Source organism: Natronolimnohabitans innermongolicus JCM 12255 (genome assembly GCF_000337215.1).
Classification (GTDB): domain Archaea; phylum Halobacteriota; class Halobacteria; order Halobacteriales; family Natrialbaceae; genus Natronolimnohabitans; species Natronolimnohabitans innermongolicus.
The window spans coordinates 58,373-71,799 of record NZ_AOHZ01000014.1; the positions used below are offsets into that span (position 1 = coordinate 58,373).

Genomic DNA, 13,427 nt, shown 5'->3' on the forward strand with positions numbered 1-13,427 from the left:
CCGGGAAGACCCGTTCGATACTTGCCGTTGCCCGCATCCCTCCGAATCGACGGTCGACGATGGCGTCCCAAAACGGCCGGGAGACGCCTTCGCCGCGAGAGGCGACCCGAATCCGGCCGTCTCGGAGGTGTAACCGATGGCACTCCCGGATCGGATCGCGAACGCGCTAACCAGTCGCTCTCGAGCCGTTATTCTCGTCTTGCTGATGTTGACCGCGCTCGTCGGCGCCGGCATGCCGATGCTCGAGGAAGACACCTCGCTCGAGCAGTTCGAGAGCGATTCGACGGAGCGGGAGGCGCTCGACGATATCAACGACCGGTTCGTCGCCGAGGGCGACGAGAACACGACGTCGGTACAGGTGATCGCGAGGGACGACGACGTCCTGACGCGAGAATCGTTACTCGACTCCCTCGAGCTCCAACAGGAGATACATGCGACTGAGTCGATCGGAGGAACGCTCGTCGAAGACGACCCGATCACCGGCGTCGAGAACGTCGTTGCGATCACTGCGATCACCGAAGAACAGGTGTCGCAACTGGAAGCACGCGGCGCCGAACTCGAGCAGCGCGAGGCGCAACTCGAGAACAGAACGGCGACGCTCGATGCGGGCCTCGAGGACGCGCTCGCGTTGCAGCGAGAGCAGGCGCAACTGCGCGCGGCCGGCGACGAAGCGGGAGCGGCCGAGATCGAATCCGAGATCGACGCCGCGATCGCGGAAACGGTCGCCGCCGCCGACCTCGACGACGAACAGGCCAACGAGTACGAGGAACGCGTCGGGCAGGCTCGAGCGATCGAATCCGACCGCTGGGCGATCGAACAGCAAACCGACGCTCCCGGTGACGATCCCGCGTACCAGGAGCTGACAGAGTCCCTCGAATCGGTCTCGACCGGCGCGACGCTCGGCGTCCTCGAGTCGGAGTACGAGCGACTCGAAGCCGACTTCGAGGCGTTCGAGGAGGACCAACGGCAACTCGAAGCAGACGACGAGCGGCCGTCGCTCGACGAACAGATCGACGCCCTCGAGGACCTCTCCGACGAGGAGTTCGAGGCGGTGCTCCGCGAGACGCTATCGGCCGACGCGGACGGCGACGGCGGGACCGCCCTCGCGTTCATGCCGACCGACTACGAACCGGGATCGACCGAGGCGGACGCCCGCGTGACCCTCGTTACGCAGCAGACGGACGGCGGGACGTTGTCCGCCGCCGACGAGGACGCACGGATCGACGAGGCGCAACTCGAACTCCGCGAACTCGCGACCGGCGCCGATCAGGAGTACGTGGTTTTCGGCGCCGGAATTATCACCGACGAGATCGATCGGTCGATGGACGACAGTCTCGCGATCGTCGGACCGTTCGCACTCCTGTTCGTCATCGTCGCGCTGACGATCGCTTACCGGGATCCCCTCGACGTCGCGCTCGGCGTCGTCGGGATCATCGGCGTGTTGATCTGGACGTTCGGCTTCATGGGCTGGGCCGGGATCGCGTTCAACCAGATGATGATCGCGGTGCCCGTCCTGTTGATCGGGCTCTCGATCGACTACGCGATCCACGTCTTCATGCGCCATCGCGAGCAACGCGAGACCGAAGGCGTCACCAGCACGGTTCGCGGTTCGATGTCGATCGCGCTGGCCGGCGTCGGCGTCGCCCTCGTCTGGGTGACGGCGACGACCGCAATCGGCTTTCTCGCCAACCTCGTCAGCCCCATCCGCCCGATTCAGGAGTTCGGCGTCGTCAGCGCCGTCGGGATCCTCTCGGCGCTGATCGTCTTCGGCGGTCTTATCCCCGCGCTCAAGGTCGAAATCGACTCCGTTCTCGAGTCCCGCGGCTGGAGCCGCCGCAAACGAGCGGTCGGGACCGGCGACGGCGGGTTTGCCACCGTTCTCTCGGGCGGCGCGACCGCGGCGCGAACGGCGCCGGCCGTCGTGTTGATCGTCGCGTTGCTGCTCACCGCGGGCGGCGTCTACGGGGCGACGCAGGTCGATACGAGCTTCGACGAGGAGGATTTCCTCGCCGAGAGTCCGCCGTCCTGGACGGAGCACCTCCCGGGAGTGATGACCCCGGGCGAGTATCAGGCCGCAGATGACCTCGAGTACGTCAACGAGAACTTCCACCGGCCGGACTCGCAGGCACAGCTCTTCGTCGAGGGCAATATCACGGATCCGGACGCGGTACAGCGACTCTCGGACGCGGAACGCGAGGCCGGCGAAAGTGACGTCGTCTACCTAGATCCGACGGGAGAGCCCGACGTACAGGGGCCGCTTTCGGTGATGGAATCGGTGGCCGCCCAGAACGAGTCGTTCAACGAGACCTACCAGGCGTCGCTGAACGACGACGGCGTTCCGGCTCAGAATATAGCGCAGTTGTACGACGAACTGTTCGAGGCCGACGAATCGGCGGCGAGTTCTGTCATCTACCGCACCGACGACGGGGAGTACGAGTCGGCCCGCCTGGTTGTCGCGATTCACGGCACCGCCGGGTTCGACGACGCCGCCGACGAGATGCAAACGATCGCGGGATCGATCGACGTCGACGGGGCCGGCGATCAGCGCACCGTCGACGTCGACGACGGGGAGGTCCACGCGATCGCGACGGGGAACCCGATCATCAACCACACCGTCGAACAGGACCTGCTCGATACGGTCCTCGAGAGTCTGTTGATCACCCTCGTTACCGTCTTCGCCTTCCTGACGGTGGCTTACTGGCTGACCGGAACCAGCGCGACGCTCGGGGCCGTAACCCTGCTGCCGGTCGCGTTTACGGTGAGCTGGATCCTGGGGACGATGTCGCTCCTCGGAATGCCGTTCAACGTGTTGACGGGGATGATCACCAGCCTGACGATCGGGCTCGGCGTCGCCTACAGCATTCACATCAGCTCCCGGTACATGCTCGAACTCGAGCGGCAGGGAACCGTCGCGGATGCGATGCGGACGACCGTCACCGGGACCGGCGGCGCGCTGCTCGGAAGCGCCGTGACGACGGTCGGCGGGTTCGGGACGCTCGCGCTCGCGTTCATGCCCGTCCTCCGACAGTTCGGAATCATTACCGGATTGACGATCGCGTACGCGTTCCTCGCGAGCGTCGTCGTCCTCCCGTCGCTACTGGTGTTGTGGACGCGGTACGTCGGTCCCGACGTGCCCCTGGACGCAACGGACGCCGCCGACGAACCGGAGGCGCGGAGCGAAACCGACGACGAACCGGAGGCGCGGAGCGAAACCGACGACGAACCGGAGGCACGGGAGAAAGTCACCGACGACGAACCGACCGAACGAAGCGAGGCCACCGAAGTCGAAGTCCCGGCGGGTTCGGAGGGCGATTCGAGGGACCGATAGCCGTCTCGAGCCCATCGCTGCGAATTTCGTTTCCAGGGGCTGCGACCGACTCGAGGCGAGCCGTTCTTCCGGTCCCGGTCGCGACGGTCACGGGTCGATCGACTGACGACCGACGAACGGCGAACCGTCGGTCGCCGCATCGGCTCCGATCGGTTTCAGGAACCGGTGTTCCGCTACCGATATAATTACCATCGGACGGCGTGTGCAGTGTCGACATGGATCGAATACGACTCGGGAACGACGAGTTCGAGGGCCGAAACAACGCCTACGTCCTCGCCGAGGACGGCGGCGACGGCCTCGCGCTCGTCGACACCGGTCTCGCGACGCCCGACGTACGCGAGGATCTGCGAGACGGACTGGCCGAACGCGGCTACGACTTTGCCGACGTCGACGATATCGTCCTGACGCACTTCCACGTCGACCACGCGGGACTGGCCGGCGAGATTCAGGCGGCAAGCGACGCGACGGTCTACGTCCACGAAGCCGACGCCCCGCTCGTCGAGGGCGACGCCGACGCCTACGACGCCATCGAACGGCGGCGTCGCGACCTCCTCGAGCGGTGGGGTGTTCCCGAGGAGTCGCGGGCCGAACTCGCCGAGTTCATGGAACTGGCCGAACATCTCGAGGGCGAGCCGGCCGACGCCACGCCGATCGAGGGCGGAACGGTTCTCGAGGTCGGCGGTCGAACCCTCGAGACGATTCACGCGCCCGGCCACGCCGCGGGACACTGTTGTTTCGAAATCTGCGATGCGTCGGGAACACACCGGGAGGGGGGTGCTGTCGCCGGGAGCGGCGGCGAGGCGTTCGTCGGCGACGCCCTGCTACCGGTGTATACGCCGAACGTGGGCGGTGCAGACGTCCGCATCGACCGGCCGCTCGAGCGTTACTACGAGACTCTCGAGCGACTGGCCGAGCGCGAGTACGATCGGGTCTGGCCGGGGCACCGCGAGCCGATCGCGGAGCCGACCGCGCGAGCGCGCGAGATCATCGCCCACCACCGCGAGCGCAGCGAGAAGATCCTCGAGATTCTCCGCGAGCACGGCCCGGCCGACGCCTGGACGGTCAGCGACCACCTCTTCGGCGACCTCGAGGGGATCCACATCGTCCACGGGCCGGGCGAGGCCTACGCGCATCTCGACCACCTCGAGCACGAGGGCGTCCTCGACGTCGACGATGGGATCTATCGGCTGGTCGACGCGGGCGCCGAAGCCGACGCGATCGGTGTCAGCGAAAACCGACGCTGAGACGTCGACTACCGTTCATACTGTCGGACAGCAGTCAGTGCACCGTCGGTCGCGAATTCGCGGTCGGCTCCGACGGCGACGACCGCAGTCGCGCGACCGATCGGCAACGCGTGCTGTCCGGCAGTATCAGTCGCTCGCCTCGAGGCCGCCCTGAAACGCCGCGACGGCCTCCCGGAACGCGTCGGGGATAGGGCGGGTCTCTCCGGTCTCGAGGTCGACGGCGACGTGGGTGACGGTGCCGTCGGCGAGCACCTGCTCGTCGGCGCTGCGTGTGATGCGGTACTCGAACGTGATACTCGCCGTGCCGATTTCGGCGACGCGGATCTCGTTGACGAGTTCGTCGCCGAACTCGGCCGCGTCGCGGTAGTTCAGTTCCGTATTGGCGACGTGGACCTGCCAGCCGTCGCGCTCCATCTGTTCGTAGCCGTAATCGATCTGCCGGAAGAACTCCGAGACGGCCTCGTCCTGAAACGTGAAGTACTCGCCGTAGAAGACGACGCCCTGCAGGTCCGTTTCGGCGAAGCGAACGCGATTTTCGAAGATCGGTCGAAACTCGGGGTCGATATCTGTGTCAGATGTGGACATACCGTGTACCGCCGTTGCGAGGGGTAAAACCGTACCGGCCACGGCAATCTATCGCTCGACCGTCTCCCGGAGAAGCAAACGCGGTCAGAGCGACTCGAGCGCCTCCAGATCGGCCGCGTCGTGCCCGCAGATCACGGTCGCGTCGTGGCGTCGCTCGAGATCTTTCACCGTCCGCAGGCTCTCGAACCAGTGGCGCTTGCTCCAGAGCAGTCCGCCGCCCATCGGCTGCTCGTCGCGGTAGTTGGTCCGGGAGTAGGCCAGGTCGCCGGCGAAAATCACGGTGCCGGTGCCCTCGAGTTCGAGGCGGACGCCGAGCAGGCCGGGCGTGTGGCCGGGGAGACGGACGAACTCGAGGTCGTCGAAGTGTTGTTCGCGGTCGTCGTGGACGACCCGCCAGTTCAGGTCGCGGTCGAAGTCGCCCGCGACGTAGGCCTCGTCGCCCTCGCTCGTCTTGGCGCTGTAGTAGGCGTACTTGAGTTCGCGCTCGTGGACGTAAATCGGCGTGTCGGTACCCTCGAAGGCGTAGAGGCCGCCGGCGTGGTCGAGGTGGAGGTGGGTCTGGATCACCGCATCGATATCGGAGACGGCGTAGCCGGCGTCGGCGAGGTCGTCCTCGAGCGGGCGCAGACCGGTGTGTTCGAAGGCGGCGTAGAGCTCCGCGGGCCAGTGGCCCGAGTCGGCCTCGGGGTGGGAGCCGGTGTCCCAGAGGATCGTCGCCGCCGGGTGGTCGATGACGAGGTTGTAGACCGGGCCGTCGCCCATCATCGTCTCGGGGTTGGGCTCGTCTGCGGTTCCCAGGGTCGCCCCCTCGATGACGTTGTTGACGTCGGTGGTGATCGTGCCCCGATCGATCGGCGTGACGGTTGCGTCGACCATACTATCGTCTCGCGCCCCCGACGAATATACGTGGGTGGTCCTCGCCACCGCGGCGGCCGACACCGGCGGCGACGCCCGCCGACGTCAGTAGCGCAGTTTCGCGTCGCCGGTCTCGACCCACCGCTCGAGTCGGTCGTCGTCGACGCCGTAGTCGATCTCGTAGGGCGTCTCCGCCGTCCAGCCCTCATCGAGGAGGTGGTCGACGACCTCGTCCGCCGCGTCGCCGTAGTGATCGCCCCGGTGGAAGTGGGAAGCGGCGAGGTCGATAACGTCGAGGTGGGCGTGAATCGCGACGCGGTCGTCGTCGACGCCCCAGATGTGGACGTGGTTCCACTCGTCGCCGAGACGGGGTCGCCGGTAGGAGTAATCGGGCGCGACGAGCGCGTCCTCGTCGGGGTCCCACGCCTTCGCCGTCGCGTCCGGAAAGACCGGCGTCCACTCGAGGGCGCCGAGGCCCGAAAACGCGTCGTCGACGGCCTCGAGGGCGGACGACTCGCCCGAGGCGCGGGCGTGGACGTTGATCGGCAAGAGGGGGCGCCACTCGCCGTCGTCGTTCGGCTTGTACAGACAGCGGGGGTAGTCGTGTTCGCCGTTGCGATCGGCCTCGACGACGGCGTCTACGGGTTCCTCGTTGCCGGCCGCGACGCCGGTTGCGGTGCCGACGGCGAGCGCACCGCCGGCGCCCGCGATGGCCTGTCGTCTGGTGAGTCGCACTCGGGACGTGCGGGTGTCCTGCGACACGGAGTTAGGCCTCGCTCGCGCCGCGTTGATTCGCGCTGCTGAGCGTGCCGTCTGTCGAACCGATTCCCGTACTCGAGTCCATGCCCGCCCGTTGGGCGACTCCTGACACAAGAATTCGGCCTGAGTGCTCGTGGTCGATGGACGCCGGCTCCCGAATCCGGCCGGGAACACGCTCGAGTCGCCCGATTACGATCAGATCCCGAGTCGGTCTCGGCGTCCCTCGTCGCGAAACTGTCGACCGCCGGGAGCCGTCGGCAGACGGGTCGGCGGTTCAAAATATGGCAATCCTTTTCCGCGGTCGTACTGAATCCGAGGGTATGTCCGACGAGAACGCATCCGACGGTAACGGTGACGAGAGCGAGGGCGAGGAGAAGTCCTTCCGAGAGCGAGTCGAGGAAATCCGCGAGAAGCGCGCCGAGGAAGGCGAAGGCGAGGGCGAGCCGCCGGAGAGTCCGTTCGGCGGCGGTGGCGGCCCAGGCGGTATGGGCGGCGGTGGCGGGAACCCGTTCGCACAGATGATGGGCGGCATGATGGGCGGCGGTCCGGGCGGCATGGGCGGCGGCCCCGGCGGTCCAGGCGGCCGCGGCGAGGAGTCGGTCGGCAACGAGGAACTCGTTCAGGAAGTGCGACAGATGCGCGACGAGATGCGCGACCAGACGCGCGCGCTCAAGCGCATCGCCGACGCGCTCGAAGACCAGTAACGACCGCCGACACCGCTTTCTCGATTCGTCGACGCCCGACGCGTAGCGTCCGCTCTTTCGAACGATCTGGCGCTCGACGACGGCGCTCTCGAGTCTCGGCATCTCTCGCGACCGGAGTGTGAACACCGCCCGCTGGGGACCCCTACGCGCGGTGACAGGCGACGGGACGGATCAACATCCATTTAGTTTCGCTGCCCAGTTATCCGACGAGTCTATGAGCACAGCGGGGGACAGCCCGGGAGACCGGGACGCTGGCGGCGGCGCGGACCGCGAGGCCAGCGACGATATCGAGTACGGAATCGGCGACAAACCGCCGGTGGGCGAATCGGCGGTGCTGGGGATTCAACACTACCTGACGATGGTGGGGGCGAACATCGCGGTGCCGCTGATTCTGGCCGAGGCGATGGGGATGCCAAGCGACGTGCAGGCGCAGTTCATCGGCACCTTCTTCGTCGTTTCGGGGATCGCGACGCTCGCCCAGACGACGTTCGGGAATCGGTATCCGATCGTCCAGGGGGCGCCGTTCTCGATGCTCGCGCCGGCGCTCGCCATCATCGCCGTGGTCACGGCCGGCGGCGTCGGCACCGGAGACAACTGGGAGGCGGCCCTCCTACAGTTACAGGGAGCGATTATCGTCGCCGCGACGGTCCAGGTCGCGATGGGATACTTCGGCCTCGTCGGGAAGCTTCGACGGTTCCTTTCGCCGGTCGTCATCGCCCCGACGATCGCCCTGATCGGGCTCTCGCTGTTCGACGCCGATCAGGTGACGACGACGGACCAGAGCTGGGTGTTGCTCGGTCTGACGCTCGGCCTCATCCTGCTGTTCTCGCAGTACCTCGACCTCAAACACCGGGCGTTCAGACTGTATCCGGTCATCCTCGGCATCGGAATCGCCTGGCTCGCGGCGGCGACGCTCTCGATCGGCGGCGTATTCGGGAGCGGTCATCCCGGGTACGTCTCGCTCGGCGACGTCACCGACACGTCACTCTTGCTCCCGATCCACCCCTTCCAGTGGGGGCTGCCCGAGTTCACGACGGCGTTCATCGTCGGGATGTTCGCCGGCGTCCTCGCCTCGATCGTCGAGAGCATCGGCGACTACTACGCCGTCGCGAACATGACCGGCGCCGCCGCCCCGAGCGAACGCCGAATCAACCACGGGATCGGGATGGAGGGACTGATGAACGTCTTCTCCGGCGTGATGGGCTCGAGCGGCTCGACCTCCTACTCCGAGAACATCGGCGCGATCGGCCTGACCGGCGTCGCCTCCCGATACGTCGTCCAGATCGGCGCCGTGATCATGCTCGTCTTCGGCTTCATCGGCTACTTCGGCCAGCTGATCGCGACCATTCCGGACCCGATCGTCGGCGGGCTCTTCATCGCCATGTTCGCCCAGATCGTCGCCGTCGGCGTCGGAACGCTCAAACACGTCGATCTCACCGCCTCGCGGAACACCTTCGTCATCGGCTTCGCGCTGTTCGTCGGATTGGCCGTGCCGGCCTACATGGGCAACTTCGAAAGCACGCTCGCGTTTCGGGATGCGATCGGCCTCGAGGCCGCGCTCGCGGCCTATCCGGAGTGGATCGAGACGCCCGCGGAGGCGGTCGTCGACATCGTCTTCATCATCGGCTCGACGGGGATGGCGATCGGCGGACTCGCCGCGCTGATCCTCGACAACACGATTCCGGGGACCCGCAAGGAGCGCGGCCTCGCCCAGTGGGACCGGATCACCGAAGACGAGTCCGAGTTCGACGCGTTCTGGGAGCGCTGGACGGGGACCGACCGGGAGAACTGAAACTGACTCGAGTTCGGTTCTGGTGCTGTTCTGATCGGGTTCGGTTTTTCGCGGTCGTATCGTGTCGTCTCGTACCGCACCGTATCCGAGCGTCGTTTCGGTTACCCCTCGAGGACGCCGTCACTGTCGTCACCGCCGTCGTCGCCGTCGAGGGCCGCTTCGATGCGGTACAGAATCCGGCAAATCGCGAGCAGCGTCAGCGCGATGATGGCGAGGAGGACGTCGCTGAAAAGGTAGCCGTAGCCGAGTACGAGGAGTCCGAACGGGACGCCGAGCGTTGCGACCCAGTCCGTCTGCGAAGTAGTCATACGTGAAACACATATCAGAATCGGATAATTCTTTCGTCCAGTGCAACCCCGTAGGCTATCCCCTCGCCCGTCTTACTGGACGTCGATGGCAGAACTCCCTCTCGACGACGGCACGCTCTGGTACGAGAGCCGCGGCGACGGTCGGCCGCTCGTGTTCATCCACGGCGGCTGGATGAACGGCGAGGCCTGGGCCCCGCAGGTCGAACGCTTCGCCGACGAGTACGAGGTGATCACGTTCGACGTCCGCGGCCACGGCAAAACGGGCGCGACGGCGGTCGACCGATACACGATCGACCTGTTCGCGGACGACCTCGAGGCCCTGCTGGCCCACCTCGACCGCGACGAGGCGCCCGTTCTCTGCGGGCTCTCGCTGGGTTCGATGGTCGTCCAGGAGTTCGTGGACCGCCACCCGGACCGTGCTGCGGGAGCGATCCTCGGCGGCGCCGTTCGCTCGATGCCGCCGGTGGAGCTCCCGCCAGGAACGAAACCGTTCGTCTCGCCGATGCCGGCGCTTGCGACCACACTGTCGCTTTCGGGGCCCGCGACGACGTTCCGAACGATGTTGTCCTCGATCCGAGCGACGACAGGGGAGGAGTGGCTCACCGTCGATCCCGACGTTCGGTCGCAGGCGATGGACGCCGTCCGACAGGTCGAACGCCGGGAGTTCCGGAAAGTCTTCGGCGCGCTCTACCGCTACGAGCCGACCGACCTCTCGCACGTCGAGACGCCGACGCTGATCGTCCACGGCGAACAGGAGGCGCCGCTGGTCAAGCGACAGGGCCGTCGACTTGCCGACGAAATCGAACGCGGTGACCTCCTCGAGTTCGACGAGTCGGGCCACCTCGTCAACCTCGATCGGCCGAATTCGTTCAATCACGCGGCCGAGACGTTCCTCGAGCGGACGGCCACGTAGTCGTCGGGCCAGCGAGTGACAGACGCCACCACCGCCTTCGACTCGAGTCACGTCGCGGAGACGGACGGTATTGAGCTGCTGGCGGCTCGGATCGAACCGACGCCGCCAACCCAATGTGATTTGGCAACGACACGAAGGTCGTTGCGTGCGAATGCGTATCGTGGGTCGACCGAACTCGAACGTCGACCCATACGAGACACAATGCTATGAGCAGTAACTGTCCGGATTCCGACGTCACCGACGGAGCGGTATTACCGAACGAACAGTGGTCGAGCGTTTCGAGACACGTCGCAAACAGCTACGTCGAAGCGAACAACGCGCTGCTCGCTGCGATGGGGTTTTCGCCGTCGGCCGAGGCCGCGGGCGAGGGGACGGGTGACGAACCGCGAACGAAAACGACGTCGACGGTCGACCCGCCGGTCACCGAAGTCGCCTTCGGCGACGAGACGTGGCTGATGGAGCGGTCGACGGACGCGTACGACGACCTCGGCGTCGGTGATTACGTCCGATTTTCCAAGCCAATCGAGGCGACCGACGTCTCCGCGTTCGCACAGGTTTCCGGCGACACCAACCGACTCCACCTCGCCGAGACGTTCGCCGAAGCCACCCAGTTCGACGGCCGGATCGCCCACGGCACGCTCGTCGCGGGGACGATCAGCGCCGCCCTGGCCCGATTCCCCGGGCTCACGGTCTACCTCTCACAAGACCTCGAGTTCCAGGCGCCCGTCGAAATCGGCGAGACGGTGACGGCCACCTGCGAAATCGTCGAAGCACTGGGCGACACGCGATACCGGCTCCACACGACCGTCGAGAACGCCGACGAGACGACCGTCATCGACGGCGAAGCGGTCGTCGTCATCGACGAGGCGCCGTCGCCCGGCGACGACGACGCGGACTCGAGTCCGGACTGAGGCCGATCTCGCGGGACCAAAACACGTTGGAGCAACGGTGATGGCCGCGCCAGTCTAGTTCACACGTAATGAGCTGGTCAGAATCGGAGTCGAGGATCGTCGCGGTGTGTCGCGCCTGCGAATCGGTGTTCGTCTCCGAACAGCGGCCGGACGGGACGATCAGACCGATCGGCGTCTCGGAGGAGTGTACCTGCGGTAACGGCGACTTCAAACGCGTCGCTCCGTCGGGAGACGGCGAAACGCCCGGCACGGACGACGACCCGTCGGAGCGATCCGCCTCGTCGATGGTTCGCCCGCCGTCGGACTGAACACTCACGACCGACCGCGGGACCCAGCCGCTGCATTTCTCGCTCGACGGCGTAACCGAGGTCGATCACTGGATCCCTCGAGCGTGACACACTCGCTACCGCTGGGTCCCGCGCTACCGTCGAGTCGCGAGAGCGCTCCGGTCAGTGCGACCGAGAGTGGCCGAATCCGCCAGGTGACAACGTTTTACTATAGTGGCGTGGTACCACCCAGCATTCTTGTGCGACGGGTCGAAACGCTCGTCGCGCGAGCGACTGGCGATGGATCGCCGATTCGAACGTCGCCTCGGTACCCGCACTATGACGCCGCCACCCGAACCGATGCTCGCGTTCGCGACGACCGCATCGCTCCTCTACACGGCGCTGTGGTGGTTCTGGTGGACCGCGTTCGCGGACCCCGGCGTCGAACTCCAGTACTCCGAACGGGAGTCGTGAGTCCGTCGACCGGAGCTAGCGGCCGACGGCCCCCGACTACCCCGTATCGTGTTCTGCGAACGTCAGACACCAGTCGTCGGGGTCGGAGAGACAGTTCCCGTCGACGAGCCAGTGTTCGGGCCCGGTCTCCTCGTCCAGCACGCAGACGCCGTGAACGGTCGGCGTCTCGACCAGCGACAGCGGAGGCGCGTCGTTGCTTCGGAAGCCGTACGCGGAGAGCACCGACTGCGGAACCGAGTCCGACGGCGCGACGACCAGCGCCGCGTCGTCGTTGACCTCGAGAATCGATTCGAGGACGGGCCCGAACGCCGCCGCTCGAGCCCGATTCGAGACGAGCGGGACGACGTCGGTGAGTCGCGTTACAGTCGCACCGTTCATCCGCCGGGTTCCCGTCACCACCGCGACGATCGGCGAGCCGTCGTACCGGCCGACGAACGTCTCGTACTCCCAGTAGGGGTTGCCAAAGCGCCACTCGTAGAACGTCTCGTCGCGCAGCAGGTGGAACGCGTCGGGAACCGCGCGGCGATAGAGGGTCGCGAGCGTCGCCGCCGGAATCGCGCCGGTCCGCTCGACGTCGATCGCGGATCGATCGAACGTCGAGGAACGGCGGCGGGCGACAGCCGCCAGATAGCCGCGCGCGAGGCGTTCCGTCCCGCGGTCGAGCAGTGGTTCGGCCGGCCCCGCTCGCTCGGCGTCGATCAGCGCAGCGGGCCGCTGGACGCGGTAGTACAGTTCCTGGTGTTGCACCTGTCGCCAGCCGTAATTCTCCCACGTCGTCTGCGTGAGTTCGTTCGGAAAATCGAAGACGAGGTCGATACCCTCGTCGTCGAGGCGCTCGAGCGCCAACTCGAGGATCTGCGTGAACAGTCCCCGTTTCTGATGGGCCGGGCGCACGGCGGCGTCACACGGCTGGACGACGCGCCTGTCCGTCTCGCCCGTGTACAACGACAGGATCCAGAAGCCGCTCGCGCCGACGACCGTTCCCTCGTACTCGGCGACGTAGATCGGGACGTCCTCGACGTACGGATTCGTTTCGTACTTCCAGGCGAGCCACGCACTCGAGAGGTCGGGATCGAGCACGTCCTGATAGAGGGCGATCAGGTCGTCGCGATCCGAGTCGCGATACTGTCGAACGGTGTACTCGTCGCCGCCGCTCTCGTACCGTTTCTGATACGAAGGGCGCCGCGTCCAACTGAACATATTCCGATCATCGACCGAGTGGGCATAGTAATCGAGACCTTATTTCAGCGATTTTCGCTCGTCGAATTGATGTCAAACAATACACATT

Annotated in this window: 13 protein-coding genes; 8 read left to right on the forward strand and 5 right to left on the reverse strand. The window is 66.2% G+C overall.

Going from position 1 to position 13,427, the window contains the following annotated elements; all coding sequences use genetic code 11:
- Nucleotides 1–136: 136 nt before the first annotated feature.
- Both C493_RS02725 and C493_RS02730 read left to right on the forward strand, forming a co-directional pair.
- Nucleotides 137–3,328: an efflux RND transporter permease subunit gene (locus tag C493_RS02725; RefSeq protein ID WP_007257866.1), complete on the forward strand. Its 3,192-nt coding sequence runs from the start codon at nucleotides 137–139 to the stop codon at nucleotides 3,326–3,328.
- 215 nt (nucleotides 3,329–3,543) lie between these two features.
- Nucleotides 3,544–4,572 (forward strand): MBL fold metallo-hydrolase, encoded by a 1,029-nt coding sequence (locus C493_RS02730; protein WP_007257867.1) that lies wholly within the window; start codon nucleotides 3,544–3,546, stop codon nucleotides 4,570–4,572.
- A 126-nt stretch (nucleotides 4,573–4,698) separates the two neighbouring features.
- Here C493_RS02730 and C493_RS02735 read toward each other — a convergent pair whose 3' ends face one another.
- The 3 genes from C493_RS02735 to C493_RS02745 all read right to left on the reverse strand — a co-directional run bounded on the left by C493_RS02735 (nucleotide 4,699) and on the right by C493_RS02745 (nucleotide 6,747).
- On the reverse strand, nucleotides 4,699–5,157 hold the full coding sequence (locus C493_RS02735) for an acyl-CoA thioesterase (RefSeq protein WP_007257868.1): 459 nt from the start codon (nucleotides 5,155–5,157) through the stop codon (nucleotides 4,699–4,701).
- An 84-nt stretch (nucleotides 5,158–5,241) separates the two neighbouring features.
- The gene (locus tag C493_RS02740) at nucleotides 5,242–6,033 is read right to left on the reverse strand and encodes an N-acyl homoserine lactonase family protein (protein WP_007257869.1); all 792 of its coding nucleotides are present in this window, start codon (nucleotides 6,031–6,033) and stop codon (nucleotides 5,242–5,244) included.
- An 84-nt stretch (nucleotides 6,034–6,117) separates the two neighbouring features.
- Complete coding sequence (locus tag C493_RS02745) at nucleotides 6,118–6,747, reverse strand: hypothetical protein (protein ID WP_007257870.1); 630 nt, start codon at nucleotides 6,745–6,747, stop codon at nucleotides 6,118–6,120.
- A gap of 305 nt (nucleotides 6,748–7,052) precedes the next feature.
- On the opposite strand from C493_RS02745, the gene C493_RS02750 reads away from it, so the two are divergent.
- On the forward strand, nucleotides 7,053–7,475 hold the full coding sequence (locus C493_RS02750) for a hypothetical protein (RefSeq protein ID WP_193787890.1): 423 nt from the start codon (nucleotides 7,053–7,055) through the stop codon (nucleotides 7,473–7,475).
- 214 nt (nucleotides 7,476–7,689) lie between these two features.
- The gene (locus tag C493_RS02755) at nucleotides 7,690–9,267 is read left to right on the forward strand and encodes a uracil-xanthine permease family protein (protein ID WP_007257872.1); all 1,578 of its coding nucleotides are present in this window, start codon (nucleotides 7,690–7,692) and stop codon (nucleotides 9,265–9,267) included.
- Nucleotides 9,268–9,368: 101 nt separating this feature from the next.
- Here C493_RS02755 and C493_RS02760 read toward each other — a convergent pair whose 3' ends face one another.
- On the reverse strand, nucleotides 9,369–9,575 hold the full coding sequence (locus C493_RS02760; protein WP_007257873.1) for a hypothetical protein: 207 nt from the start codon (nucleotides 9,573–9,575) through the stop codon (nucleotides 9,369–9,371).
- 85 nt (nucleotides 9,576–9,660) lie between these two features.
- On the opposite strand from C493_RS02760, the gene C493_RS02765 reads away from it, so the two are divergent.
- The 4 genes from C493_RS02765 (at nucleotide 9,661) to C493_RS24015 (ending at nucleotide 12,139) form a co-directional block, all read left to right on the forward strand.
- Nucleotides 9,661–10,488 (forward strand): alpha/beta fold hydrolase, encoded by an 828-nt coding sequence (locus C493_RS02765; protein WP_007257874.1) that lies wholly within the window; start codon nucleotides 9,661–9,663, stop codon nucleotides 10,486–10,488.
- A 206-nt stretch (nucleotides 10,489–10,694) separates the two neighbouring features.
- Nucleotides 10,695–11,399: a MaoC family dehydratase gene (locus C493_RS02770; protein WP_007257875.1), complete on the forward strand. Its 705-nt coding sequence runs from the start codon at nucleotides 10,695–10,697 to the stop codon at nucleotides 11,397–11,399.
- 68 nt (nucleotides 11,400–11,467) lie between these two features.
- Complete coding sequence (locus C493_RS23205; protein ID WP_007257876.1) at nucleotides 11,468–11,707, forward strand: hypothetical protein; 240 nt, start codon at nucleotides 11,468–11,470, stop codon at nucleotides 11,705–11,707.
- Between the two features lie 297 nt (nucleotides 11,708–12,004).
- On the forward strand, nucleotides 12,005–12,139 hold the full coding sequence (locus C493_RS24015) for a hypothetical protein (RefSeq protein WP_007257877.1): 135 nt from the start codon (nucleotides 12,005–12,007) through the stop codon (nucleotides 12,137–12,139).
- Nucleotides 12,140–12,175: 36 nt separating this feature from the next.
- Here C493_RS24015 and C493_RS02780 read toward each other — a convergent pair whose 3' ends face one another.
- On the reverse strand, nucleotides 12,176–13,339 hold the full coding sequence (locus C493_RS02780; RefSeq protein WP_007257878.1) for a GNAT family N-acetyltransferase: 1,164 nt from the start codon (nucleotides 13,337–13,339) through the stop codon (nucleotides 12,176–12,178).
- Nucleotides 13,340–13,427 lie beyond the last annotated feature (88 nt).